The organism is Streptomyces sp. NPDC007095, assembly GCF_040634475.1.
GTDB lineage: Bacteria > Actinomycetota > Actinomycetes > Streptomycetales > Streptomycetaceae > Streptomyces.
Window position 1 is genome coordinate 1 of record NZ_JBEYFS010000178.1, and the last position, 25347, is coordinate 25347.

22 protein-coding genes and 1 pseudogene are annotated in these 25347 nt (G+C 72.2%); 6 read left to right on the top strand and 17 right to left on the bottom strand.

The features are described from left to right. Positions 1 to 912: hypothetical protein (locus ABZ656_RS41910; RefSeq protein ID WP_360275623.1), on the bottom strand; the 912-nt coding region annotated here is incomplete at its 3' end. A 166-nt stretch (positions 913 to 1078) separates the two neighbouring features. Further along, complete coding sequence (locus ABZ656_RS41915; RefSeq protein WP_360275654.1) at positions 1079 to 1768, bottom strand: GAF and ANTAR domain-containing protein; 690 nt, start codon at positions 1766 to 1768, stop codon at positions 1079 to 1081. Positions 1769 to 1958: 190 nt separating this feature from the next. On the opposite strand from ABZ656_RS41915, the gene ABZ656_RS41920 reads away from it, so the two are divergent. Beyond that, complete coding sequence (locus tag ABZ656_RS41920) at positions 1959 to 3086, top strand: PAS domain-containing protein (RefSeq protein WP_360275626.1); 1128 nt, start codon at positions 1959 to 1961, stop codon at positions 3084 to 3086. 3 nt (positions 3087 to 3089) lie between these two features. Here the strand turns inward: ABZ656_RS41920 and ABZ656_RS41925 are convergent, their stop codons facing one another. Further along, the gene (locus tag ABZ656_RS41925) at positions 3090 to 3884 is read right to left on the bottom strand and encodes an RNA polymerase sigma factor SigF (protein ID WP_101401853.1); all 795 of its coding nucleotides are present in this window, start codon (positions 3882 to 3884) and stop codon (positions 3090 to 3092) included. A 202-nt stretch (positions 3885 to 4086) separates the two neighbouring features. Then, positions 4087 to 6087 carry a hypothetical protein gene (locus tag ABZ656_RS41930; RefSeq protein ID WP_360275629.1) on the bottom strand — a complete coding sequence of 667 codons (2001 nt, stop codon included), beginning with the start codon at positions 6085 to 6087 and terminating at the stop codon, positions 4087 to 4089. A 155-nt stretch (positions 6088 to 6242) separates the two neighbouring features. On the opposite strand from ABZ656_RS41930, the gene ABZ656_RS41935 reads away from it, so the two are divergent. Beyond that, on the top strand, positions 6243 to 6629 hold the full coding sequence (locus ABZ656_RS41935) for a DUF2795 domain-containing protein (protein WP_101401851.1): 387 nt from the start codon (positions 6243 to 6245) through the stop codon (positions 6627 to 6629). 253 nt (positions 6630 to 6882) lie between these two features. On the opposite strand, the gene ABZ656_RS41940 is transcribed toward ABZ656_RS41935, so the two are convergent. Next, positions 6883 to 7137: a DUF6158 family protein gene (locus ABZ656_RS41940; protein WP_360275632.1), complete on the bottom strand. Its 255-nt coding sequence runs from the start codon at positions 7135 to 7137 to the stop codon at positions 6883 to 6885. Between the two features lie 250 nt (positions 7138 to 7387). Continuing rightward, positions 7388 to 9007, bottom strand: coding sequence for an ATP-binding cassette domain-containing protein (locus ABZ656_RS41945; protein WP_101401849.1), 1620 nt, complete (start codon positions 9005 to 9007; stop codon positions 7388 to 7390). A 427-nt stretch (positions 9008 to 9434) separates the two neighbouring features. Between ABZ656_RS41945 and ABZ656_RS41950 the strand changes: the two are divergent. From ABZ656_RS41950 to ABZ656_RS41960, 3 genes and pseudogenes are all read left to right on the top strand, one after another. After that, positions 9435 to 10007 (top strand): annotated as a pseudogene (locus ABZ656_RS41950) (phosphatase PAP2 family protein); the annotation flags it as partial. Positions 10008 to 10118: 111 nt separating this feature from the next. Further along, the gene (locus ABZ656_RS41955; RefSeq protein ID WP_101401846.1) at positions 10119 to 10940 is read left to right on the top strand and encodes a class I SAM-dependent methyltransferase; all 822 of its coding nucleotides are present in this window, start codon (positions 10119 to 10121) and stop codon (positions 10938 to 10940) included. A 42-nt stretch (positions 10941 to 10982) separates the two neighbouring features. Next, on the top strand, positions 10983 to 11153 hold the full coding sequence (locus ABZ656_RS41960) for a hydrophobic protein (protein ID WP_101401845.1): 171 nt from the start codon (positions 10983 to 10985) through the stop codon (positions 11151 to 11153). Positions 11154 to 11350: 197 nt separating this feature from the next. Here the strand turns inward: ABZ656_RS41960 and ABZ656_RS41965 are convergent, their stop codons facing one another. Together ABZ656_RS41965 and ABZ656_RS41970 are read right to left on the bottom strand one after the other, a co-directional pair. Beyond that, complete coding sequence (locus tag ABZ656_RS41965) at positions 11351 to 13198, bottom strand: transketolase (RefSeq protein WP_360275657.1); 1848 nt, start codon at positions 13196 to 13198, stop codon at positions 11351 to 11353. A 17-nt stretch (positions 13199 to 13215) separates the two neighbouring features. Beyond that, complete coding sequence (locus ABZ656_RS41970; RefSeq protein WP_360275637.1) at positions 13216 to 14550, bottom strand: NAD(P)/FAD-dependent oxidoreductase; 1335 nt, start codon at positions 14548 to 14550, stop codon at positions 13216 to 13218. A gap of 181 nt (positions 14551 to 14731) precedes the next feature. Between ABZ656_RS41970 and ABZ656_RS41975 the strand changes: the two genes are divergently transcribed. Further along, positions 14732 to 15088, top strand: a complete 357-nt coding sequence (locus ABZ656_RS41975; RefSeq protein WP_101401843.1) for a VOC family protein — start codon at positions 14732 to 14734, stop codon at positions 15086 to 15088. A gap of 329 nt (positions 15089 to 15417) precedes the next feature. Here the strand turns inward: ABZ656_RS41975 and ABZ656_RS41980 are convergent, their stop codons facing one another. The 9 genes from ABZ656_RS41980 to ABZ656_RS42020 form a co-directional block, all read right to left on the bottom strand. Continuing rightward, positions 15418 to 17391 carry a DUF5107 domain-containing protein gene (locus tag ABZ656_RS41980; protein ID WP_101401842.1) on the bottom strand — a complete coding sequence of 658 codons (1974 nt, stop codon included), beginning with the start codon at positions 17389 to 17391 and terminating at the stop codon, positions 15418 to 15420. A 115-nt stretch (positions 17392 to 17506) separates the two neighbouring features. After that, positions 17507 to 18058 carry a GNAT family protein gene (locus ABZ656_RS41985; RefSeq protein ID WP_095857640.1) on the bottom strand — a complete coding sequence of 184 codons (552 nt, stop codon included), beginning with the start codon at positions 18056 to 18058 and terminating at the stop codon, positions 17507 to 17509. Positions 18059 to 18084: 26 nt separating this feature from the next. Next, positions 18085 to 19026 (bottom strand): LD-carboxypeptidase, encoded by a 942-nt coding sequence (locus ABZ656_RS41990; RefSeq protein ID WP_101401841.1) that lies wholly within the window; start codon positions 19024 to 19026, stop codon positions 18085 to 18087. Continuing rightward, positions 19023 to 21059, bottom strand: a complete 2037-nt coding sequence (locus tag ABZ656_RS41995; RefSeq protein ID WP_360275642.1) for a prolyl oligopeptidase family serine peptidase — start codon at positions 21057 to 21059, stop codon at positions 19023 to 19025. Before ABZ656_RS41995 ends, ABZ656_RS41990 begins: the two co-directional genes overlap by 4 nt. A 10-nt stretch (positions 21060 to 21069) precedes the next feature. Then, a complete protein-coding gene (locus tag ABZ656_RS42000; RefSeq protein ID WP_360275660.1) occupies positions 21070 to 22386 on the bottom strand; it encodes a M20/M25/M40 family metallo-hydrolase in 1317 nt (438 codons plus the stop codon). 40 nt (positions 22387 to 22426) lie between these two features. Beyond that, on the bottom strand, positions 22427 to 23260 hold the full coding sequence (locus ABZ656_RS42005; RefSeq protein WP_360275645.1) for a M55 family metallopeptidase: 834 nt from the start codon (positions 23258 to 23260) through the stop codon (positions 22427 to 22429). A gap of 144 nt (positions 23261 to 23404) precedes the next feature. After that, positions 23405 to 24217, bottom strand: coding sequence for an SAM-dependent methyltransferase (locus tag ABZ656_RS42010; RefSeq protein ID WP_360275648.1), 813 nt, complete (start codon positions 24215 to 24217; stop codon positions 23405 to 23407). A gap of 53 nt (positions 24218 to 24270) precedes the next feature. Further along, positions 24271 to 24522, bottom strand: a complete 252-nt coding sequence (locus tag ABZ656_RS42015; RefSeq protein ID WP_360275651.1) for a hypothetical protein — start codon at positions 24520 to 24522, stop codon at positions 24271 to 24273. A 482-nt stretch (positions 24523 to 25004) separates the two neighbouring features. Continuing rightward, positions 25005 to 25160, bottom strand: a complete 156-nt coding sequence (locus ABZ656_RS42020) for a hypothetical protein (protein ID WP_180362170.1) — start codon at positions 25158 to 25160, stop codon at positions 25005 to 25007. Between the last annotated feature and the right edge of the window lie 187 nt (positions 25161 to 25347).

Here is a 25347-nt window from a genome sequence, read left to right on the forward strand (position 1 = left end):
CAGGGCCGGGACGGAATCGGTGAAGGCGCCGCCCTCGCCGCCCTGCACTCCGTACTGCGCACCGGCGGGGCGCTCCGCGGTGTCGTGATCCGCGCCGGTGTCACGCCCGGGGCCGGTGTCGTGAGCCGCACCGGTCTCGCGCCCGGCGCCCGTGTCGTGAGCCGCACCTGTGTCACGCCCCGTACCAGTGTCGTGAGCCGCGCCGGTGTCACGCCCGGGGCCGGTGTCGTGAGCCGCACCGGTCTCGCGCCCGGCGCCCGTGTCGTGAGCCGCACCTGTGTCACGCCCCGTGCCCGTGTCATGAGCCGCACCTGTGTCACGCCCCGCGCCCGTGTCATGAGCCGCACCGGTCTCACGCCCCGCGCCCGAGCCGACGCCGGTGCCGGTGCCGGTGCCGGTGCCGTGGGACACGGTGTACGAGGCGTTCCACGGCCGCTCCTGGCCGCCCGGCGCTACGGGACACACGCCGTTGACGCCCCATTGGGCCTCGCGGTTCCCGGCGTCGGAATCGCTGTTGAACTGCTCGCCGGTCCCGCCTGTCACTCCGAACCCGCCGACCCCTCCAAGTCCGCCAACCCCTCCGAGTCCACCGGATCCACCGTCGGAAGTCCCACCCGCCGGGATACGGGCCGTCCCGCGGTACGAGGCGGCGCCGCCCGTCTTCTCGTCGCCGCCGGTGACCCGGTGCAGCTGGATCTTGCCCCCCTCGAAGCCCTGGGAGTGGGCGTCGATGGACTCGGGCGGGGTACCGCCGATCGCGTCGCAGGTGACGGAGATGGAGAGGAGACCACCGGGGCCCACGGAACGGGGATCGACCTCCGCGCCCGGATCCGCGGACGCGGCCGTGGCGGCCGCTCCCAGGGCGGCACAGGCCAGGGCGGTGGCGGACAGGACACGGACGGTACGGCGCATGGGTCGGGCTCCTTCGGACAGACACTGTCTGAAGGGGGCACGGCCGTCGCGCCCCCGCCCCATCACAGCCCGCCCCGGCGCCGGGCGCGCGCGGCCGGACACCATTCGCGCGACACGGACGCCCGAGCGGGTGACGCGGGTGACAGCGGCGACTCGGCCGACCGGGTCAGTTCGACAGGGAGACGAGCTCCCGTTCCAGGCCGCGTCCGCGCTTGTCCACGACGGCCGAGGCGACGTCGGACAGTTTGCGCTGGGTCGCCTGCGAGATGCGTCGCAGTACGCCGAAGGCCGCGTCCGCGTCGCAGCCCAGTACGTGCATGACGATCCCGCACGCCTGGTCGACGACAGGCCTGGTGCGCAGCGCGGCGCCGAGCTGGTCGAGCTCGGTGAGCGCGGCCCGGTAGGAACGGTCGCGGACCAGGCAGGCGACGGCGAGGTCGCCGAGCGCGCGGGCGGGTCCGTGCGGGACGTCCTCCAGTGCGCCGGGCCGGAAGCTGTAGAGGCTGAGGGTCACGGTCAGCCCGGAACGCCGGAAGGGGATCGTGACACTGGAGCGGACACCCGAGTCGAGGGCCATCGCGCGGTACGCCGGCCAGCGCTCCTCGCGCAGCAGGTCCGCCGAGTCGACGGGCTCACCGCGTTCCAGCGCGGCGGGGATCGGACCGTCTCCGGAGCGGAGTTGGACCGAAACGAGTGCGGCGAGGTCGGGGTGGGTGACCGCGGCGGGCCGTTCAGGGCCACCCTCGCAGACCATGCAGCTGGCGCCGCAGCAATCGGTGGTGCAGCGGGCGGCCTGCTCGGCGAGCTCCGACAGCCGTCTCCCCGGGAGCGTGGATTCCGGCGACCGCGTTCCCAGGTGACCGAGTTGACCGCCCTGACCACCCTGACCGTGCTGATCGTTTTGACCGCGTTGCTCAAGTCGCCCCGCATACAGCATGGTTCACCCCTCCTCCCTCCGCGCCTTCCCGCTCACCTGCGCGGAAAACAGGCGCGGCGGATTACACCCCGCCACACCCGGAACCAGACCTTCGGGTTACGTTCATCGCATGGCGCAGACGGACGAATTCGGTGAAGAACTCGCGGATTTCGTGCGCCGCGTGGCGGAGCTCAAGGCGGCTCGATCGGTACCGGCCGACGACCTGCCGACGGTGCTCGACGCGGCGATCTTCGAACTCGACCACGTGGCGGGCCGGTTGTGGCCATGGTACGAGAGTCTGTCCTCGACAGGCCCGTCCGGCGTCACCTCCGTCGACCGCCAGGAGCAACAGCTCCTCAAGGCGCTCTTCCAACGGGTGCCGGTGCCTGTCGCGCTGGTGGACCGCGAGACGGTGGTGCGCAGGCTGAACTTCGCGGCGACCTCGTTCACCGGCGTCCGGGCCGGCTACGCGACGGGCCGGCCGCTCACCGGTTTCCTCGCGCACGCCGACCGTGCCGCGTTCCGCTCGCAGGCGGCGGCGGTGGCGCGCGGCGAGGGCGACCGCAGTCTCACCGTGCACCTCCAGCAGCAGCCCGCGGTGCCGGTACGGGCGACGCTCACCGCGCTGCGGCCCAGCGGCGAACCCCGCACCGCCGTCCTCGTCGTCCTGCAGCCCGCGGACAGCCGGGTGCCGTCCCACGAGCGCGTGCCGGGCCCGGTACCGACCCTGACCGAGACGACCCGGCACGCGGCGCTGATGGACCTGGTGGACACCATGACCACGGCGCTGCTCAGCGGCCCGGTCGGCGATCCGTCCGGAGTGCTGGAGCGGGCGGCCGCGGTGCTGCACGGGCGGTTCGCCGACTGGGTGGTGGCCGACGCGGCGGGGGCGGCGCGGCTGTCCCGTACGACGGTGCTCGCCCCCTCCGACAGCGTGGCGGAGGCGAGGGACGTGACCGCGCAGGATCCCGCCACGTGTCCGCTCGTCGTCGAGGCGGCCCGGGGCGGATCCACGGCGCTGCGGGTGCGCCCCGAGGATCCGGACGCCTTCGGCCGTGACGCCTCGGGCGCCCCGATCCTCGTACGCGCGAACGTGACGTCGCTGCTGTGCGTGCCCCTGACCACCGCGCCCGGCCCCGTACAGGGCGTGCTGACCCTGTTCCGCAGCGGCGCCCGCCGGGCGTTCTCGATGGCGGAGGCCCAGGCGATGGACATGATGTCCCGCCACCTGACGCTGGCGATGAGCGCGCCCCGGTAGCGGCTACGCCACGTCGCGCATCACCTGGTCGCGCAGCCGGTGGCAGCACCGGCTGATCAGCCGCGACACGTGCATCTGCGAGATCCCGAGTTCGTCGGCGATCCGGCTCTGCGTCATGTCGCCGAAGAACCGCATGTAGAGGATGGTGCGTTCACGCTCGGGCAGGGCCTGCAGCCGGGGCTTGACGGCCTCGCGGTCGATGACGACGTCGAGCGCGGGGTCGGCCGAGCCGAGGGCGTCGCTGAGCGAGTAGCCGTCGTCGCTGCCGGGGACCTCGGCGTCCAGGGAGAGCGCCGTGAAGCTCTCCAGAGCCTCCAGGCCGGCCCGGACGTCCCCCTCGCTCATCCGGGCGTGCTCGGCGATCTCGGCGACGGTGGGCCTGCGGCCCGAGATGGTCCCCGAGAGTTCCTGGACGGCGAACCGCACACGGTTGCGCAGGTCCTGGACGCGGCGCGGCACGTGCAGGGTCCACATGTGGTCGCGGAAGTGCCGTTTGATCTCGCCGGTGACGGTCGGCACGGCGTAGCTCTCGAAGGCGTTGCCGAGCTCTGGGTCGTACCGGTCCACTGCCTTGACCAGACCGAGCGCCGCGACCTGGCGCAGGTCCTCCAGGCTCTCACCGCGGTTGCGGAACCGGCCCGCGAGCCGGTCCGCCATCGGCAGCCAGGCCTCGACGATCTGCTCGCGGAGCGTGTCGCGCTGCCGGCCCGGAGGGAGCGAGGCGAGCCTGCGGAATGCCTCCGTGGTGTCGGGGGCGTCGTCGTGCGGATGGCGTTTCGCGCTCACTTGGTTTCGCATGGTGCGTCGCAACTCCCTTGCAGGTGCCTTGGGTTGGACGGTCACCGAGGGAGCGCACAGGTGCGTCGAACGGCACACCCGTGGCGAGGACTTCCCCGCTCCCACGGACGTGCCTCCTGTCCGAAGCACTGAATTCCGCCTGCCCCGGCCTGTGCGAGGCAAACACCGGGGGCAACCATTCGCGCCTGTCGGCACCTTGGGCTCAGGGAAGGGCGAGCAGGTACTCGATCGCGGCGCGCAGCTCCTCGTCCTGGAGGAAGGCCTCGTAGTTCCGTTCCTGCGCCAGGCGGCCGTCGAAGCCCCGTACCGTCCGCAGTGCGGCGCGCGTCGCGGGGGTCAGGGTGCCGATCCGGGTCAGGGCTCGCAGCGCCTCTCCGAAGAACCCATAGTCGTCGCCGCCGTCGGCGATCGGCAGGACGAACTCCTCCAGGACGGAGACGCTCGGCTCGGGCTCGCCCGTGCCCGACCAGAGGGCGAGCGCGGCCTCGATCCGGCGAAATCCGTCGGTGTTCTCCATGATGTGCCGCACCCGGTCGGCGTACGGCGCGGCCGTGGGACCGAACTCGGTCAGCAGGTGGACGGGCCCGTAGTAGGGACCCTCCTCGGTCAGCACCGCGTCGCCGATGAGCCGCAGCGCCGTTGTACGGTCTCCGCCCATCTGCGAGGCGGCCCACGCCACGTTCCGCTGGTATTCCGGCCAGTTGAGCGGCTTACAGGCGCGCAGGGCGGCCTCGGCGGACGCGGCGCCCGGCCCCATCGCCGCCAGCACCTCGACGATCGTGAGCGAGCCCTCGGCGTCGTCCAGCAGCGCCACGACCTCCGGCAGCGCGGGCAGCGCGTCCGGCCCCCACGCCTTCAGGACCTTCAGGAAGGCGCCGGTCAGCGGGCCGTGGCCGCCGTTGTGCGCCGTGTGGTGCCGCATCACCTCCCGCAGTGCGGGCAGCAGGACGTCGGCGTGCGCCCGCAGCGGAACCAGCACGGCGTCGACGTCCGGAAGTCGCGGGTCGCTGACGCAGTAGCCACGTCCGTAGTGCTCCCGATAGGGCTCGTAGAGCCGCTCGACGAGCCCCGGCATCGCGCGCGGGTCGCCGATCCGGGTGAGCGCCCAGCGCGCGTACTCACCGACGGTCCCCTCCAGGCAGGGATCCTTCCCCGGGTCGTCGAGCAGCGTGGCGAGCCGGTCGGCGTACCGGGCCGACCGCCGGCCGAGCACCGCCAGAAGGTGTGCCGCCCGCAGGCGCACGGGGTCGGCCCGGTCGTCCAGCAGCCGGCCCGCCACCGGCAGCAGCGCGGGCGCCGCGGACGGCCTGAGCACCAGCAGCCGCCATGCCTCGTTCAGCACCGCCCCGGACAGCTCGGTGTTCCCGGTGCGGGCCGCCGCGTCGGCCAGCCGGACCACGAAGGAGGCTGCCGTCCGGGCGTCGTGGTCGAACAGCTCGGCGGCCCAGGTGACGACCGCTTCACAGCTGAAGGGTTCCTCGACGCCCACCACGTACCAGATCTCCTCGAGCCTGGGCCGCACGGCGGGGTCGGAGAGTGTCTCCACCAGCAGGTCGATCCGCCGGACCGGCTCCTGCGGGTCGAGCCGCGCCCAGGCGATCACGGCCGCGACCTTCATGACGGGCTCGCCGTCACGCAGGACGCCGTCGAGGACCGCCCGCACCTCCTCGACCGACCGGGCATCCGCTTCCGCGGCAGCGGCCACCCGTCCCAGCTGCAGCAGCACCGGCAGACGCACCGCCGGGTCCGTCTCGGCCCGCCACCGCTCCAGGAGCGGTACGACACCGACCGCGAGGGGAATGGCCTCCCGCCGCACATCGGGGTCCGGGTCCGCGAGCAGCGCCAGGACCGCACTCTGGTGGCGTCTCCACGCCGCGGGCCACCCCTCGTCCACCAGGTCCGGCCGGGCCGTCCTGGTCGCGTGCTCGAAAGCCACCAGCAGTCCTACGAGGTCGACTCGCGCGCCCGCCCCCGGGTCGGCGGCGAGCGCCACCACGAAGGGCAGGGCCGCGGTCGCCGCGGAGGGCACCCGGCCGTTGCCCGCGACCAGGCAGGAGTACAGCGGGTAGCAGTACTCCTCCGTCGCGGCCCCGCCCGCGAGCGCCAGCCGCCGCAGCGCGCGAGGTACCTCCTCGACCGGGTGCCGGGGCAGCGCCGACTCGAGCCGGTCCCACGGCACCGCGTCCAGCGCCTCGAGCGACATCCCCGTCACTTCCACCCCCATGACCTCGGAGAACCGGTTCTCCGGCCGTCATCATGCCGCCTGGTGGTGGAGCTCGTCGTGCCGTTCTCCCACGGACGTGTCGACCCCGGGTTCATGGGTACGCGATCACCGTCCCCGATCCCCTGGAGGGAGTCATGCAGCGAGGCAGCGACCGGCTGAGCGTCCACCGGGACGACGAGATGAAACACGAACTGCGGGGCCTGCTCAGGTCGGGTCACCCCACCCGGACCGTGGAGTGGCAGGACCCGGAGCCGACGGCCGACGACGACCCGGAGATCGCGCGCGGCCCCGTGGCACCGAACCGCGCGCCCGACTCCATCGAGACGGTGCGGCTGGAACTGGCCCGGTTCCTGAGCCGTACCGCCTTCCCCGCGGGTCCCCGCGACCTGGCCGACACCCTGCGCGACAAACACGCGCCGGACCCCCTGATCGAGGCCGTGGAGCGGCGCCCGCACAAGGCGCGCTACACCACGGTCCACGAGCTGGCCGAATCGGTCGTACGCGCCCGGCGGACGCGGTGAAGAGCGTGCGTGTGCGAGCAGGGACCCAACACCCTGGTCACCAGCCGTAAGCCGGACGACCTAAGGGGTTCGACGAGGCGTTCCTGGAGGCGTTCGCCCGGCAGGCCGCCTGACGGAGTGTCCGCCCTTGCGGAATGCGGCACCGTCCGGCGCACCTCGGTCCACCGGCGACAGCGGGGACCGGGGGCGGCGGGGGCGGCGGGGGCGTCCGCAACGGGTGTGCGGGCCGGGCGAGTTCGGCCCGGCCCGTCGTTCAGCACTCCGCCGCTCGTTCACGCTCCGCCGCGAGGCCCCGCTCCCGGGCTCCGTCGCGCGTACGGCCCGCGGCGACGGGACGGCGCGGATGGCGGCGCAGGTACTCGCCCTCCAACTGCGCCATGCGCATGTTGTGGGTCCGCAGGGCGTCGTTCGAACCGTGCAGCAGTGTGTCGTGGCGGGTGCGGTGGATCGTCTCCAGCTCTTTCATCAGCTGCTGGTCGTCCAGCCGGTCCGGGTCGACTCCGGTCATGGTGGTACCCCGCTCGTCGTGTCCTGCGGCGCGGTCCGGGTAGCCGCCGGGCAGGCGCTGCCGTGCGCGGCGCCCGAGCGGCGTCCGGGAGGGAGCCGTGGATCTCGCCGTCCTCCCTCCACTCTACGAACTTCCGGGCCCCCGGTCCTCCGGGAAGGACGGGACGACCGGGACCGGGACCGAGTCCTGGCGGGCCCGAGTCCTACCGGGCCGGATTCCTACCGGGCCGGATTCCTACCGGGCCGGATTCCTACCGGGCCCGCTCGACGCGCCGCTCGTCCCACACCGGTTCCGCCGTCTCCCGGATCCTGCCGTCCGAGCCGAAGACGAGATAGCGGTCGAAGGAGCGTGCGAACCAGCGGTCGTGGGTGACCGCGAGCACCGTCCCCTCGTATGCCTCCAGGCCCTCCTGGAGTGCCTCGGCCGACTCAAGGTCGAGGTTGTCGGTGGGCTCGTCCAGCAGCAGGGCCGTGGAGCCCTCCAGTTCCAGCAGCAGGATCTGGAAGCGTGCCTGCTGGCCGCCGGAGAGCTTCTCGAAGCGCTGCTCGGCCTGGGCGGTCAGCTCGTAGCGGCGCAGCCGGGACATGGCGGCGCCCCGGTCCTGGGAGTGCTCGCTCCACAGGATGTCGAGAAGGGTGCGGCCCTGGAGCTCCGGGTGGGCGTGCGTCTGGGCGAAGTGTCCGGGCACGACGCGCGCGCCGAGCTTCCACTCGCCCGTGTGCGCGACGGTGTCGCCGGCGAGCAGGCGCAGGAAGTGCGACTTGCCGGAGCCGTTGGAGCCGAGCACGGCGACCCGCTCGCCGTAGAAGACCTCCAGGTCGAACGGGTTCATCAGCCCGGTGAGCTCAAGTCCCTTGCAGGTGATGGCCCGTACGCCGGTACGCCCTCCGTGCAAGCGCATCTTGATGTCCTGCTCGCGCGGCGGCTCCGGCGGCGGGCCGGCCTCCTCGAACTTCCGCAGCCGGGTCTGCGCCGCCGCGTACCGGGACGCCAACTCATGGCTGATGGAAGCCGCCTGCCGCAGATTCAGCACGAGCTTCTTCAGCTGGGCGTGCTTCTCGTCCCAGCGCCTGCGCAGCTCCTCGAAGCGGGCGAACCGCTCCTGTCGCGCCTCGTGGTACGTCGCGAAGCCGCCGCCGTGCACCCATGCGTCGGCGCCGGTGGGGCTGGGCTCGACGCTGACGATCTTCTCGGCGGCGCGGGACAGCAGCTCTCGGTCGTGGGAGACGAAGAGAACGGTCTTGCGGGTCTCCTTGAGCCGCTCCTCCAGCCAGCGCTTGCCCGGTACGTCGAGGTAGTTGTCCGGCTCGTCGAGGAGCAGTACCTCGTCGGTGCCGCGCAGCAGGGCCTCCAGCACCAGCCGCTTCTGCTCTCCTCCGGAGAGGGTGCGCACCAGTCGCCACTGCGCCTTCTCGTACGGGACGCCGAGCGCGGCCGTCGTGCACATGTCCCACAGCGTCTCGGACTCGTACCCGCGTACCTCGGCCCAGTCGGAGAGTGCCTGCGCGTAGCGGAGCTGGGCGGCCTCGTCGTCCACGGTCATCATCGCGTGCTCGGCCGCGTCGACGGCCTCGGCGGCCTCCCGTATGCGGGGCGCCGCCACGGAGACGAGCAGGTCGCGCACGGTCGTGTCGTCTCTCACGGACCCCACGAACTGCCGCATCACACCAAGACCGCCGGTCACGGTGACGGTGCCCCCGTGCGGCTTCAGCTCCCCCGAGATCAGCCGCAGCAGCGTGGTCTTGCCCGCTCCGTTGGGGCCCACCAGCGCGACGACGGCCCCTTCCCCCACCCGAAACGACACATCGCCGAGCAGCGCCCTCCCGTCGGGAAGGTAGTACTCAAGATGCGCGGCTTCGAGATGTCCCATGGGCAGGCATTCTCCGGCCCCCCGGCCCACGGAGCAAACGCATATGCCCCCGACCCTCCTCGCCCCCGCCGCCCCTGCCCGTCCCATCCCAGGGGGCTGCCGCCCCCCAGCCCCCCGCTTCGGCCTGAACGGCCTCGTCCTCAAGCGCGGGGCGGGCTGAAAGATGCGGGCCGCGGTGGAGGCTTCCAGGGACGCGGGGAACTGCGCGACCAGCCCCCATCCACCTACAGCCGAGCGACCACGGGTGGTCGGGAGATCGGGGCGAAGCCCCGCCCAGGCGCGCGGGGAACTGCGCGACCAGCCCCCACCCGCCCGCGGCCGGCAAACCCGCCCCGGGGGGGTCTGGGGCGGCGCCCCCAGGTCGAGGATGGGACGGGTAGGGGCGGCGGGGGCGAGGAAACGGTGGTTCGGCGGGTACGGGGAGCTCATGACCGTCACCCCGGACATCGACCTCACCACCCACCCCTCGAACCACCACACCCTCCGAAACCACTTCCTCGCAGCAGACTCCCGCCTCTTCGAAGCCATCGCATCCCGCCACTGGCCGGGCTGCGACCCCTTCCTGCCCAAACTGAGCCGCAGCGCGAACCACGGCCTGCTGTGGTTCGCCACCGCGGCGGCACTCACAGCGACCCGCACCCCCCACGCCCGCCGAGCCGCCGCGACCGGCCTCGCCTCCCTCACCCTCGCCTCCGCCACGATCAACACCGTGGGCAAGCGCTCGGTACGCCGCCCCCGCCCCCCCCTCGCCCCGGTCCCCCTGACCCGCCGGCTCAAGCGACAGCCGATCACCACCTCGTTCCCCTCGGGCCACTCCGCATCGGCCGCCGCCTTCGCCACGGGCGTGGCACTGGAGTCGCACGGCTGGGGCGCCGCGGTGGTACCGCTCGCCACCGCCGTGGCTCTGTCCCGCGTCTACACCGGCGCCCACTTCCCTGGCGACGTCCTCGCGGGCGCGGCGCTGGGCACGGCGGCCGCGTACGCCGTCCGCGGTCTCCTCGCACGCCGCCGACCATGACAGTGTCCACATGACAAGACTGGGGTCTCAACATGCGACATGCGGGCGTACGGTGACGCACAACCGACGAGACGACGCGAAGGGGAAACGGTCATGTCGAAGTCGCAGGAGACCGCTGTCTACACACACGGCCACCACGAGTCCGTACTGCGTTCGCACACCTGGCGCACGGCCGCCAACTCGGCCGCCTACCTGCTCGACTCGCTGAAGCCCCACATGCAGATCCTGGACATCGGCTGCGGCCCGGGCACCATCACCGCAGACCTGGCGGAACTGGTCCCCGAAGGCCATGTCACCGCCGTCGACCACGCCCCGGGAATCCTGGACCAGGCCCGCGCCGTGGCAGCCGAACGCGGCCTGGAGAACGTCGAGTTCGGGGTCGCGGACGTGCACGCCCTGGACTTCCCGGACGAGACCTTCTGCGTGGTCCACGCCCATCAGGTGCTCCAGCACGTGGGCGACCCGGTGCAGGCGCTGCGCGAGATGTACCGGGTCACCAAGCCGGGCGGTTTCATCGCCGTCCGCGACGCGGACTACTCGGCGATGGCCTGGTATCCCGAGGTGCCGGGCCTGACCGACTGGCAGGACCTGTACCTGCGCGTGGCCCGAGCCAACGGGGGCGAACCGGTGGCCGGCCGCCGTCTCAAGTCATGGGCACTGGCGGCCGGCATCAAGGACATCACGGCGACGTCGGACACCTGGACCTTCGCCACCGAGGACGAGCGGGAGTGGTGGGGCGGACTGTGGGCCGATCGCACGCAGGCCTCGGCGTACGCGGAGCGCGCCACCGAGGGCGGACACGCGACCACCGCGCAACTGCGGGCCGTTTCGGAGGCGTGGCGGGAGTGGGCCCGGCAGGAGGACGGCTGGTTCTCCGTCCTGCACGGAGAAATTCTCTGCCGAAAAGAAGCGTGATCCGCCTGCTGCGGGAAACACGGACAGCAGGAGGTACACATTATGGTTCCCATTCTGCTGGTACTACTGCTGGCCTTGATTCTCTTCGGCGCCGGATTCGCGATCAAGCTGCTCTGGTGGGTGGCGCTGGTGGTCATTGTCCTGTGGCTGCTGGGATTCCTGGTGCGCGGAACGAGCGCCTCGGGGAGCAGGGGCCGCTGGTATCGCTGGTGAAGCCATTCCCGTAAAGCTGTTTCCGGAGTCGGCCCGAGGTCTTGTTCAGGCCTCGGGCCGCAGGCATCTCCAGGGCATTTCCAGGTCGTATTCGAATTTTCCAGGCCGAATTCAAATCCGGCATCGGATTCGGGATTCAGTTTTCAGGATTCAGGATTCAGGATTCAGGATTCAGGATTCAGCAGGTACGGCTCGGCTCAGCGCACGATCGCCGTCTCCACCAGCAGCCTCGCCGCCGCCGCGATCGACTCCGCATCGATGCCCGCGGCGTGCAGTTGCTCGGCGGGGGTCGCCGAACCCGGCATCGTACGGACGGCGAGGCGGACCAGGCGTGGCACCGGGCGGCCGTCGAGGAATGCGTCGAGGATCGCGTCGCCGATGCCGCCCTCCTCGCGGTGGTCCTCGACGGTGACGAGGCAGCCGGTCTCTTCGGCGGCCTCGCGCAGGGTGCGGCGGTCGACGGGCTTGACCGAGTAGAGGTCGATGACCCTGACCTTGATGCCCTCGCGGTCGAGCGACTCGGCGGCGGCCAGCGCCTCGTGAAGGGTGACGCCCGCGGCGACGAGCGTCAGCCGGTCCTCGTCACTGGCGCGCAGTACCTTGCTGCCGCCGACGGGGAACTCCTCGGTGGGGCTGTAGATCACCGGGGTGTCCCCACGTGAGGTGCGCAGATAGCGGATGCCCTCGCAGTCCGCCATCGTCGCGACGAGCTTGGCCGTCTGGTTGGCGTCGCACGGGTAGAGCACGGTCGTGCCGTACAGCGCCCGGAACATCGCCAGATCCTCCAGGGCCATCTGCGAGGGGCCGTCCTGGCCGATCGAGACGCCCGCGTGCGAGCCGACGAGGTTGATGTCGGAGCCGCTGATCGCGGCCATCCGGATGAAGTCGTGGGCCCGGGTGAGGAACGCCGCGAACGTGGTGGCGTACGGCACCCAGTCGCGCGCGGCCATGCCGACGGCGGCCGCGACGAGTTGCTGCTCGGCGATGTAGCACTCGAAGAAGCGGTCGGGGTGTTCCTTGGCGAAGAGCTCGGTGCGGGTGGAGTCGCCCACCTCGCCGTCCAGGGCGACGACGTCACCACGGGCGGTGCCGAGCGCGGCGAGCGCCTGTCCGTAGGCGTCGCGGGTGGCGGCCTTGTCCCCGATGTCGTAGCGGGGCAGTTCGAGGTGGCCGGAGCGTACGGCATGCAACACCCTTGCCGGGGGAGGCTGTTGGACCTCCACGTGCAGGTTGCGCACTCCGCCGAGTTCGGCGATCGCCTCCTCGGCGTCCGGCAGCGGTTTGCCGTGCAGGCCCTCGCGGTCCTGGACCGACTCGACGCCCTTGCCCTTGAGCGTGCGGGCGATGATCACGGTCGGCTGTCCCGCGGTGGACTCGGCCTGGGCGTACGCGCGGCCGATGGCGTCGACATCGTGTCCGTCGATCTCCACGGTGTGCCAGCCGAAGGCCTGGAACCGGCGCGCGTACGCGTCGAGGTCGTGGCCGTGCCGGGTCGGGCCGCGCTGGCCCAGCCGATTCACGTCGATGATCGCTACGAGGTTGTCGAGGTGCTCGTATCCGGCGTGCTCGGCGCCCTCCCAGACGGATCCCTCGGCGAGCTCGCTGTCGCCGCACAGCACCCACACCCGGTAGCCGGTGTGGTCGAGCCGTTTACCGGCCAGTGCGACGCCGACCCCCACGGGCAGCCCCTGGCCGAGCGAGCCGGTGGCGGTCTCGACCCACGGAAGCCGCCGGGGTGTCGGATGCCCTTCGAGCCGGCTGCCGAGCTTGCGGAAGGTGAGCAGTTCGGCCTCGCTGATGGCCCCGGCCGCCCTGTACGCGGCATACAGGAGCGGTGAGGCATGCCCCTTGGAGAGGATGAAACGGTCATTGCCGTGATGCTGGGGGCGCTCGAAGTCGTAGCGCAGGTGCTTGGCCAGCAGGACCGCCATCAGGTCGGCCGCCGACATCGAGGACGTGGGATGCCCGGATCCGGCAGCGGCGGCAGCGCGCACGCTGTCGACACGCAACTGCTGTGCGAGTTCCTCGAGTTGACGGGTGTCCATGGCGTTCACTGTGGTGTTCATGACTCTCCTTCCGGACGGCTCGTGAAGTCGCCGGGGGAACCGGCCACCCGTGCCAGTTCCGGCGAGGCGGTGTCCAGCGGCACCGACCACGAGCGGACCAGGCCCAACTGCACGGCCTGGCGCGGCAGTACGGCGTCCAGCAGCCAGTCGGCCGCGACGCGGACGCGGTTGTCGGGCATCGCGGCGAGGTGGTAGCCGCGGGTGACGGCCCCGGCGAGGGGGCCGGACAGCGGGATGCCCAGGGGGTTGGCGGCGGCCTGCGCACCCCCGAGATCGACGGTGAAGCCCAGGTCGCGATGGCGGTAGGCGCGTCGGCTCCCGATGCCGAGCGTGGCGGCGACATTGCGCCCCGCGACCCTCCCGTGCCGCCAGGCGTGCTGCGCCGTCATCGGCGTGTACTGCCCAGGCCGCTCAAGATCCGGCACGGCGGCGGCGTCGCCGCACGCGAACACGTCGGGACGGCCCGGCACCTGGAGATACGGGTCGACGAGCAGCCGCCCCCGTTCCAGTGGCTTCCCGAGCACCTCGACGAGCGGATCGGGCCGTACGCCGACACACCACGCCAGCGTCCGCGTGCCGACGAACTCCCCGTCGCTGAGGCGGACGCCGCTCGGGGTCGCCTCCTCGACCGAGGTCGCCGTGCGCACGTCGACGCCCCGTCGCCGCAGGACGCGGTCGGCGGCGCGGGAGAGCCGCTCGGGCAGGACACGCGGCGCGACGTCGAGCAGCAGCCAGCGCGGCCGCATGCCCTCCCGCAGTGGTTGCCTGCGTACCAGCGCGTCGGTGAACAGCTGTCCCTGGGCCGCGACCTCGGTCCCCGTGTACCCGGCGCCGACCACCACGAACGTGCACCGCGCGGCACAGGTCTTCGGGTCGTCGGACGCGGCGGCCAGCTCCACCTGCCGGGTCACATGGTCGCGGAGGTACAGCGCCTCGGGCAGTCCGCGGAAGCCGTGCGCGTACTCGGCGACACCGGGCACGGGCAGCAGCTTGTTCACGCCGCCGACGGCCAGCACGAGACGATCGTACGTCAGCGTGCCCGGCTCGCTCTCGGGATCCGTGTAGTACACGGTGCGTGCGTCGAGGTCGACGCCGTCGGCCTCGCCCAGCACCAGGCGTACGTGGGGCAGGGTGCCGGGGAGCGAGACGGTGACACGGCGCGGCTCCAGGACTCCTGCGGCGACCTGAGGCAGCAGGGGCAGATACAGAAAGTAGTCGGTCGGGTTGAGAAGGGTGATGTCGGCCTTGTGCCGGGTCAGCCGCGCCAGCGTGCGGGCGGTTCGGTACCCGGCGAAGCCGGCACCGACGATCACGATGCGGGGTCGACTCACGGTTTCGCCTCCGGTGATGTCGCTCGTGCCTCGTACGGGGGCTTTCCGCGTCCCCGCGGTCGGGGCACCCAAACCCGGGGGCTCCGGTGTTTCCTCCTCCCCCCGAGGGGGTCATTCGGTCGTCCGGAGGAGACGTCCGAAACGATCTCGTCCTCCGGCGTGCCCAACTAAGCTCGTCCGCATGGAGATTCTGGGAGCCACGTTGCGGATCTGCGTCGACGACCTGGAGGCTTCGGTCCCCTTCTACGAAAGACTTGCCGGTGGGCGGGCCCTGCGGTTCGAGCGCGGCGGTGTGTCGGTGGCGGCGGTGGGCTGTTTCCTGCTCATGAGCGGACCCGAGGCCGATCTGGACGTCCTGCGGAAGGTCTCCGCGACCATCGCCGTCAAGGACGTCGAGGACGCGCATCGGGTGCTCAGCGAGCTGGGCGCACGGATTCTGGCGGGACCGGTGGGGACGCCGGCCGGGCGCAATCTGATCGCCATGCATCCGGACGGTGTGGTGTACGAGTACGTCGACCGCGGATCCCCGACCCTCTGACCGCTCCCTCGGGGCTTCGCCCCAGACCCCGGGTGTGTTCTTCGACTGCGGGTGAGTGGGGGCTGATCACGCGGTTCCCCGCGCCCCTCAGGAGCGCCAGCGCGCCTTCAGCCCGTCCGGCGTTCGAGGGCGAGGGCGAGGGCGAGGGCGAGGGCGAGGAAAGGCTAGTGCCGCGGCAGGCAACGTTTGCCCGTCAAGGAGCGGCGTCCGGTGCGTGCTCTCGGCGTGCCGGCCGGAAGTCCTCGTACTGGACGTACTTGGGCTTTCGTCCGGTGCGGCGAGAGTGCGTGCCGGGCGTCGCGACGGGGCGAACGTTGCCTGTTGCGGCACTAGTTGGAGGGCGGGCGCATGCGGAAGTCGTAGTGGGGCGGGAGTGGCTCGTCCGTCAGACGGGCCCACAGGGCGGTGATGGTCTCCGCCCCCTCCCGCAGGTCGGCGACCTCGAACGCCTCGTCGAAGACCCCCCGCGCCCCGTCCCGGTCCCCCTCCGCGAGACGCAGCTCCACCTCCAGCAGACGGAACCGGCCGCGCGCCCGAGTAACGGGCCGCAGTCGATCCCAGACCCGGCGGGCTTCCCCGGTACGCCCCACAGCGAGCAGCGCCCCCACCGCCTCCCGCCCGAGCGCGGCCGTGGCCGCGGTCCAGGCCGGACCGTCGTCACGCCGCTCCTGACACAGGTCGTCGAAGGCCTCGGCGTACCGGTCGGCGGCCCGTTCCCGGTTGCCGGCCTCCTGGTCGGCGACGGCCAGACACCGCAGCAACGGCCAGAGCGACGGGGCGAGTTCGAGCGCCCGCTCCCAGCTGCGCACGGCCTGCGCCAGGTCCCCGGCGTGCCACTGGGCGACGCCGAGGTGGTACTCGGTGAGCGGTTTGGCGGGCGCGGTCTCCAGCATGTCCCGCCAGTGCGGAGCGACCAGGCTCTCACCGGGAGGCCCGACCCGCCGCGGCTCCGGGAAGGCACCGGTCCGCAGGAGCTCCACCCAGGGCGCCTGCGCCTCCCCCAGTGTGGACTCCTGGAACGGCGTGCCGGGCAGCTTGTGGGAGGCGCGCAGCACTTCGAGCGCGCCCCAGCCGGACCCGACGGCCAGCACCTCACCGGGCTCGGTGTCGGCGTACGGCAGCCACGCCTCGTACGCCGCGTCGACGTCCCCGCGAGGGAGTACCTCCGACAGCCGGCGTTCCGTCTCCGCCCGCGCGAGCGCCCAGTCCGCCCCGTGCACCGCCCCCGCATCCGCCGCCAGCGGCCCGTACGCCTCCAGCCAGGACACCTCGCTCTCCGCCTCCAGCCGGACATGCTCCAGCTGGGTGCGGGCGAGTCCGGCCTGGATCTCGCAGTAGCCGCCGGTGCCGGGTTCGGTGAGCCATTCCTGCCACCGCCGTCCGCCCGGACCGGAGCCCCAGACGAACAGCTTGCGCCCGCGCAGCACGTCGGTGGACGTCTGCACGAGCCCGTCGCCCGTGTCGTCGAGCGCGGCGATCCAGCGGCGCTGCCCGTCGGGCACCTCGTAGAAGTAGTCGGCGGGGAAGACGCTGCGCGGCGGATACGTGCGGTCCACCCCCTCGTGCTCCGGTACCGGCACCCTCCGCAGCCGCCGCTCGTACCCGAAGTGCCAGGCCTCGTCCGCGGGGGCCAGCACCCGGCGTTCCTCGGGTACGGCGATGTTGGACCACCAGTACAGGGGCGTGGGCTTCTCGTGCGGATTGCGGACGCGGACGCCGACGTGGAGGAAGTCGGAGCCGTCCGGGAGCCACAGGTCGACCTGGAACGGCAGGTCGCGCAGCCGCTCCCACTCCCACAGCCGGAGCATCTCGCCGCCGTCGGGGGCGGGGACACGGGCGGCGTGCACGGGGGCGCAGGAAAGGGTGGTGTGGCCGGTCGCGCCGATGTTCCACTCGATGCCGCCGGATACCCAGGCTCCGTTGAGTGCGAAGCAGGCGGGCTGCACCACCGGGTTGCGGTAGAGGAGTTCGCGCTGCGAGGGCTTGTGGAACAGCGAGGCCACCCGGCCGCCGTGACCCGGCAGCACCACCGCCCGCAGCCGGTCGTTCTCGATCACGATCGTGTCGATCCCGCGCGGCTCGCGCCGTCTGTCGTATCCGTCCCGGATGCGCTCGGGCAGGAGGCTCCGCAGCGGCTCGTAGCGCATCTGCCTGGCCATGTCGCGCGGCAGGTCGACGCCGCTGCGGTCGTCGACGCGGTGTGTCTCGTCGAGCGGCCGCAGGGGTGGCAGCGGGTTGTCCGGGCCCAACTCCGCGACCGGCAGGGTCAGTACGTCACGTCGGATCGTCGTCACGATGACCATGGAACAGGGACATCGACCACCTGACCAGGGTGTCCGCTCGTCAGGATCCGGTCAGGATTCCGCAAAGGCGACGACGGCGTCGGTGCTCGAAGGGAGATCCGGCTCTACGGGAGGTTCAGCTCGGCGGGAGCATCTCCGAGGTGATGGCCCATCGCTCGTGGTCGCGCCACGCCCCGTCGATGTAGATGAAGTCCGGCGAGAACCCCTCCAGCCGGAATCCGCAGCGCCGGGCGAGGGCGATCGAGGCCGCGTTCCGGGGCTGGACGTTGATCTCCAGCCGGTGCAGCCCCATCGCCCCGAAGGCGTACCGGACCACGAGCCCGAGCCCCTCGGCCATCAGCCCGCGCCCGGTGGCGTGAGCGAAGGCGCCGTAGCCCAGCGCCCCGCACAGGAAGCCGCCCTCGACGATGTTGTTGATGTTGATGAAGCCGGCGATGGCCCCGTTGTCCCGTTCGCAGACCAGAAACCCGGCCTTCGTACGGTCCTCGATGAGCCGCCCCGCGTAGGCGGCATAGGCGTCGACGCTGCGGGGCGGGAAGAGCCAGGGCTGGTGCAGCGCCTTGCTCTCCCGGGCCCGTGCGGTGAACTCGGCACCGTCCTCGTGGGTGAAGTGCCGGATGCCCACGCGGGGCCCCTCGGCAAGATAGACGGAGGCATTCTCAGGCATCCCGACACAGTACGCGACGGGGGCCTTCACGACAGGTTCCGGGCGAGCGCCGGCTCCTCCAGCGTCAGGGTCCCGGCGTCCGCGTCGAGTTCGGCCCGAACCCCGAACGGAATCGTCAACGCGCCCTCGCCGTGCCCGAATCCGAACTCCTCGACGACCGGCACCCCGAGCCCGCCGAGGCGGTCGGTGAGCAGCGTCCGCACGCGCTCGTACGGCGAGCAGCGCGCCCAGGAGCCGAGCAGGATCCCGGTGACCCCGTCCAGCCAGCCGGCCCGCAGGAGCTGGGTGAGCGCCCGGTCCAGGCGGTACGTCTCCTCGCCCACGTCCTCCAGGCACAGCAGCCCGCCGCGCGCGGAGGTCCGGGCGTGCGGGGTGCCCAGGTCGGCGGCGAGCATGCTCAGGCACCCGCCGAGGAGGACACCCGAGGCGCGGCCGGGCACGAGCGGTGCCGCTCCCCCGCCGGACTCGATCACCCGTACCGTCTCCGGTTCGAAGAGCGTCGCCCGAAGGTGCTCCTGTGCCCGAGTGTTCTTGATGAAGTCGACGGCCGCGGCCATCGGCCCGTGCAGGGTCACCAGCCCCGCGCGGTTCGCGAACGCCTCGTGCAGTGCCGTGATGTCGCTGAAGCCGAGGAACACCTTGGGGCCTGCGGCCCGTATCGCGTCCCAGTCGAGGAGGTCGACCATGCGCTGGACGCCGTAGCCGCCGCGGGCGCAGAGCACCGCGGCCACGTCCGGGTCGCACCAGGCGGCCTGGAAATCGGCGGCCCGGTCGGCGTCGGTGCCCGCGAGGTAGCTGAACTCGGGGTGCCGGTCCAGGACATGTGGTGCCACGACCGGGTCGAGGTCCCAGCCGCGCAGGATGTCGAGGCCCGCGGCCAGCCGCTCCTCGACCACGGGCCCGCTGGGCGCGACGACGGCGACGCGGGCCCCGGGGGCGAGACGGGCTGGACGGGCCAGGGCTTTCACTGGGTGGACTCCACGATCGGTGGGACGGATCCCGTCGGCGCTGTGACGGACTCTTCTCGGGCGGTGAGGTGCAGGGTGGGGATGCCGGGCGGACGCAGGCCGAAGACCTGGGCGTACAGGGAGAGTTCGGACTCCAGGGCCCGCACCATGGTGTCGGCCCGCCGGAACCCGTGCCCCTCGCCCTCGAAGGTGAGATAGGCGTGCGGTACGCGGCGCCCGGTCGACCGGGCCAGCCTGGCGAGGAACCGTTCGCACTGCGCGGGCGGACAGATGACGTCGTCGAGGCCCTGGAGGATCAGGAAGGGCGCGGAGATGCGGTCGGCGCGCTCGCTGGGCGAGCGTTCCACGTACCGGCCCGGCACCTCGGCGATCGGCCCGATCAGCGTCTCCAGATACTGCGACTCGAAGTCGTGGGTCTCCCCCGAGCCCCATTCGCCGAGGTCGAGGACCGGATAGAGGATCGTGCCGCAGGCGTAGACGTCGGTGCCGGTCAGGGAGGCGGCGGCGGTCCAGCCGCCCGCGCTGCCGCCGCGGATGGCGAGCCGGTGCCGGTCGGCTGTGCCCTCCTCGGCGAGGGCGAGCGCGACGGCCGCGCAGTCCTCGACGTCGACGACGCCCCACTGCTCGCGCAGCCGGTTGCGGTACTCCCGCCCGTGCCCCGCCGATCCGCCGTAGTTGACCTCGGCGACGCCGATGCCACGTGAGGTGAAGTAGGCGATCTCCAGGTCGAGGACGAGGGGCGCGCGGCCGGTGGGTCCGCCGTGCGCCCACACGACGTAGGGCGGCAGTTCGTCGCCGGGTGCCACGTGGTCGGGGTGGTGCGGCGGGTAGATGTGGGCGTGGACCTCGCGCCCGGCGGGGCCGGTGAAGGTGCGGATCTGCGGCTCCGGGTAGTACGCGGGGTCCACCGGGTCGGCGTGGCCGGCGCCGATCACCCTGGCGCGGCCGGTGCGGGCGTCCAGTTCGACGACCTCGTACGCGCTGCGGGGGCTGGCGGCGACGCCCACGATCCGGCTGCCGTGGACCGCGAGTGTCGGGGTGAACTCGGTCCAGGGGCCGGCCGCGTCGACGACCTCGCCGGTCTCCGGGTCGAGTATCCCGAGCGCGGTGGCGCCCCGGCCGTGCACGACGGCGACGAGCCCGCTCTCCAGCGGCGCGAACCAGCGGTACCCGATCTTCCACAGCGGCCCGCCGAACTCCTCCTCCCGGGGGCAGACGGACGTGTCGTCCCCGAGCCGGTACAGGTTCCACCAGCCGGTGCGGTCACTGGCGTACAGGAGCGTGCCGTCGGGGGTCCAGTCCGCCTGGGCGATCGACTCCTCCGGTCCGCCCGCGACGGGCCGCGCGCCGCGCAGGGTGCCGTGCTCGGTGACGTCGGCGAGGATCAGTTCGGTGCCGTCCCAGGGCATGCGCGGGTGGTCCCAGGCGAGCCAGGCCGCCTGCCCGCCGTCGGGCGAGAGCCGGGGTCCTGTGACGAACCGGTGGCTGCCGTCGGTGAGTTCGCGCACCGCGTCGCGGTCCTGCGCCGCCGACCCGTCGAGCGGCACCGCGGCCACGACCCGACGTACGTCGGTGGGTCCGTCCCCGGTGAACTCCTCCAGCACACACCACACTTCGCCCAGCTCGGGGCGCAACCGCGGGTCGACCCAGCGCAGTCCGCCGCCCACCGGGGAAACGGGGGTCAACGGGCGGGGCCGCGCGTCCGGGGCGTCGGGCTCGTACGCGTAGAGTCGCTGGTCGGCGAAGTTCACGAACACCACGAACGGTCCCTCGGGGCGCATCTCGCCGGCCCACGGCTGTCCGCCGTACTCGATGACCCGGCTGCGCACGTTCCAGGGAGCCGGCAGCACCGGCTCCTGCGTGCCGTCGGTCTGTCGGCGTACGAGCGTGCGCCGTCCGCCCTCCGTGGGCCGGGGTTCGGTCCACCACACCTCGTCGCCGACGAAACCGACGAACTCGGGATGCCCGTCGTGCGCGGCGGCGAGCGCCGCGGCGATGGGCGAGGGCCACGATCCGTACGCCAGGTTCTGCATCCTGTCCTCTCTAGGCCGTGCGCAGGAAGCGGTCGAGGACGCGGACGCCGAAGTGCAGCGCCTCGACGGGAACGCGTTCGTCGACTCCGTGGAAGAGGGCCTGGTAGTCGAAGCCCTCGGGGAGCTTGAGCGGGGCGAAGCCGTAGCCGGTGATGCCGAGGCGCGAGAACTGCTTGGCGTCCGTACCGCCCGACATGCAGTACGGCACCACGTGCCCCTCCGGCGCGAACTCCTCGACGGCGGCACGCATCCTGGCGTACGTCGGCGAGTCCACCGGCGACTGGAGGGCCACCTCGCGGTGGTGGAACTCCCACTCCACGTCCGGTCCGGTGAGCCGGTCGAGGGTCGCGCGGAACTCCTCCTCGCCGCCCGGCAGATAGCGGCCGTCCACGTGGGCGACGGCCTCCCCCGGAATCACGTTGATCTTGTAACCGGCGCTGAGCATGGTCGGGTTGGCGCTGCCCCGGACGGTCGCCTCGACGAGCGCCGCGGCGGGCCCGAGCTTGTCGAGGAGCCCGTCGACGTCGTCCAGGTCCGCGTCGACGCCGTACAGCGTGGCGAGTTCGGTGAGGGCGGCGCGGACGGTGGGGGTGAGCCTGAGGGGCCACTCGTACGCGCCGATCCGGGCGATCGCCTCGGCCAGCCGGGTCACCGCGTTCGCCCGGTTCACCTTGGAGCCGTGGCCCGCCCGCCCGTGCGCGGTGAGCCTGAGCCAGCCGGTGCCGCGCTCCCCCGCCGCGATCGGATAGAGCTCCCGGCCCGCGCCGTCGTGGAAGGTGAACGCCCCGGACTCGCTGATGCCCTCGGTACAGCCCTCGAACAGTCCCGGGTGCCGGTCGGCGAGGAACCCGGAGCCGTCCTCCGCGCTCGCCTCCTCGTCGGCCGTGAACGCGATCACCAGGTCGCGCCGGGGCCTGACGCCGAGGCGCGCCCACAGGCGTACGACCGCAAGGATCATCGCGTCCATGTTCTTCATGTCTACCGCGCCGCGCCCCCACACAACCCCGTCGCGGACCTCCCCGGAGAACGGGTGCACGCTCCAGTCGTCGGCCTGCGCGGGCACCACGTCGAGGTGACCGTGGACGAGCAGCGCGTCGGCGGACGGGTCGGTGCCTTCGAGCCGGGCGACTACGTTCGTACGGCCCTTGGTGCGCTCCAGCAGCGTGGGTTCGAGGCCCGCTTCGGCGAGGCGCGCGGCGGCGTACTCGGCGGCGGGGCGCTCCTGGCAGTCGCCGCCGCCCCGGTTGGTGGTGTCGATACGGATGAGGTCGGAGGTGAACCGTACGACCTCGTCCAACGCCCGCTCGTCCACGGCCCGTTCACTCATGTCCCGAGCTTCCGCGGCCCGCTCGTCCATGGTCCTCCGGTCAGCCATACTGCTCCTCCACCGCGGCCGAGACGATCGTGGTGACCGCCTTGAAGGTGCGAATCCCCTCGTACATGGTGTCGCTGGTGTACACCACCTTGCGCTCCCCGACGCGCCGCACGCCGGGCACGACGGTGGCCGCCATCGACAGGTGTTCGGCGTCGAATTCGACCGCCATCGTGAACGGGCCGCTCACCAGGGGTTCTTGACGCACCGCCAGGGCTGCCGCCGCCTTGGCCGCGGCCCGGATGTCGGCGGCGGTCCTGGCCGGTGTACGGCAGACCGCCGCGTACCGCGACACATGGTCCTTGACGGCGACCTTGAGTGCCTCCGGCGCGTAGCCGAGCGCGTCCTCGCAGGTCAGGTCGTCGCCGGTGACGAGCACGACGGGCACTCCGTACTCGGCGACGACATGGGAGTTGAGCAGTCCCTCACTGGCCCGTACGTCGTTCACCCACACGCCGGTGATCGAGTTGGGGAGGTAGGTGTGGGCGAGGACGCCCTCCGTGCCGGCGCCCGTGTGGTAGCCGACGAACGCGATCCCGTCGACGTCTCCGTGCTGGACGCCCTCCACCATGGACAGCGTCTTGTGGCGTCCGGTGATCATCTCGGCCCGGTCGTCGAGCTGCTCCAGCAACAGATTGCGCATGGACCAGTGGGCCTCGTTGATCAGCACCTCGTCGGCGCCGCCGTCGAAGAAGCCGAGGACGGCGGCGTTGACGTCCGAGGTGAACATCGGCCGGCAGCGCTCCCACTGCGGTGTCCCCGGCAACACGTCGGCGGGCCAGGTCACCCCGGTGGCGCCCTCCATGTCGGCGCTGATGAGGATCTTCACGACACACCCTTCCGGCACAGGTCAGCGGCTGTCTCCATGTCGTGTCACGTTACGTGGCGCCGTACGGCCGGGCCAGGAGGCCGTCCGCGGACGTCAGCACGCCGACCGGCGCCGACCAGCCCCGGCCGGTCCCGGCCGGTCCCGTCAGGGTTTCACGGCGACCGCGCCGTACTGCGGGAGGACCGCCCCGTCGCCGGGCCGGGCGCGCCACTGGGCGCAGGAGACGAGACCCGGGTCGAGAAGGTCCAGGCCGTCGAAGAAGGTGGTGATCTCGGCCCGGCCACGGGCGGTGATCGGCGGGGTCGCGTTCTCGTTCCAGAAACTCATGGCCGCGGCATTGCCCTCGCCGCCGAGGTCGGCGTCGGTGGTGGGGTGGGTCAGGGCGAGACAGCTGCCGGAGGGGAGCGCGGCCATGAGCCGGCGCACGATGTCGCGTGCCTCGTCGCCGTCGAGGACGAAGTTGAGGATGCCCAGCATCATGACGGCGACGGGCCGGCCGAGGTCGAGGGTTCCCGCGGCGCCCCGGATGATGGCGTCGGGGTCGTGGACGTCGGCGTCGAGGTAGACGGTGGCGCCCTCGGGCGTGCCGGTCAGCAGCGTGCGGGCGTGGGCGAGCACCACGGGGTCGTTGTCGACGTACACGATCCGCGACTCGGGGGCGATCCGCTGGGCGATGTCGTGGGTGTTGTCCAGGGCCGGCAGTCCGGTGCCGACGTCCAGGAACTGCCGTATCCCACGCTCCCCGGTCAGAAAGCGGACGGCGCGGCCCAGGAAGTCGCGGTCGGCCCGGGCCACGGCGCGGATCACCGGGAACATCGTGGCGACCTGCTCGCCGACCGCCCGGTCGACGGGGTGGTTGTCCCGGCCGCCGATCCAGTAGTTCCAGACCCGGGCGTTGTGCGCCACGCCCGTGTTCGGGTTCCCCGGCTCTCCCGACGGGCCTCTGCTCTCCCCCACGGCTTCCCCTCCCGGCACTCCGGCAACGGCTCAGAGGGCTAGCATCGCCTGGATCAGTCCTCGTAAACGGTCAGTACGACACCTTCGAGTTCGATGCGGCGCGGGGTGCCGCCCTCGCCTCGGACGAGGGCGTCCAGGCAGCGCCGGAAGAGTTTCAGCTCCTCCTCGTCGAGGACGGCCGCGGCGAGGTCGAGGAGTTCGGTGAGTGCGCCCTCGGTCAGTATGTCGGGCAGCTCACCTGAGAGGAGGACGACGGACTCTCCCGTACTGCCCCGCACCACTGCGGTGGTGGGTCCTCCGTGCACGAACAGCACATGTCCCCCTGGGTGACACAGGGGTCGTGCGGCTCACGTGCCCCGAGCAGAATGAGAGACTAGCTGCGGATCTTGGGGGTTTCGGCCGTTCTGGATTCTTTTACCGGGAACCCCGGGAAGCGGAACCGGAGCACTCGGACGGGCGTCTTCGCCGTACGGCCCTTGACCGGGCCAAAGCCTCCGGGGCGCCTTCGACGGAGCGGCCGTACGGACCGAACCGATGTCAACGTCCCCTTGACGAGGGGCTCCGGCATCCGACGCAGCTCCCCGAAACAGCACCGCCGCCCACGTCCATCCGTCCCTACGGCGCCACACCGCCCCCCGTCACCCGAATGCGAGCCACCCTCGTAGACGCGGACGCGCACCGCCGGACATCGGCCCACCCCCGTGGGCATGGGCGCCGCCACCCGCCGCTCCGCCGGGCCACACGAATCCCACGACGCGCGGAGCGTCCTGACGGTGACGGCTGACGACTACTGACCGCCGTCGGGCAGCTCCACGCCATCGAGTCCGGCCCCGCAGCCGCGGGTGCCCGGCAACACACCACCCGCCGCGCATCCCGCCGAGGACGGCTCCTGCCGGCCGGTGCCGGGCAGCGCCCGACGGGGCCCGCCCCCGACGGCGAACATCCCGTCGCTCCCGCGGGCGCCGGCGCACGCTCGATGCCGCACACCGGCAGAGGCTAGTGCCGCAACAGGCAACGTTCGCCCCGTCGCGGCGTCCGGCACGCACTCTCGCCGCACCGGCCGAAAGCCCAAGTACGTCCAGTACGAGGACTTCCGGCCGGCACGCCGAGAGCACGCACCGGACGCCGCT